This is a genomic window from Janthinobacterium sp. GW456P (genome assembly GCF_002127655.1).
Taxonomy (GTDB): Bacteria; Pseudomonadota; Gammaproteobacteria; order Burkholderiales; family Burkholderiaceae_D; genus Janthinobacterium.
The window spans coordinates 1-308 of sequence record NZ_NEHB01000077.1; the positions used below are offsets into that span (position 1 = coordinate 1).

General features: G+C 64.6%; 1 protein-coding gene. It reads left to right on the forward strand.

From position 1 onward, the window contains the following. Positions 1 to 308, forward strand: a 308-nt coding sequence (locus CBW66_RS28295) for a methyl-accepting chemotaxis protein (protein ID WP_253251350.1), incomplete at both ends; no start/stop codon positions are given.

Sequence of the window (308 nt, forward strand, 5' to 3'; positions counted from 1 at the left end):
TCGTCGATGGAAGAGCTGACTTCCACCGTGAAACAGAATGCGGACAATGCGCGCCAGGCGAACCAGCTGGCGGCGTCGGCGGCGCAAGTGGCCGTCAAGGGCGGCGAAGTCGTGGCGCAAGTGGTGGGCACGATGGAATCGATCAACGCCTCGTCGAACAAGATCGTCGACATCATTTCCGTGATCGACGGCATCGCCTTCCAGACGAATATCCTGGCCCTGAACGCGGCCGTGGAAGCGGCCAGGGCCGGCGAACAGGGCCGCGGCTTTGCCGTCGTGGCGTCCGAAGTGCGCAACCTGGCCCAGCG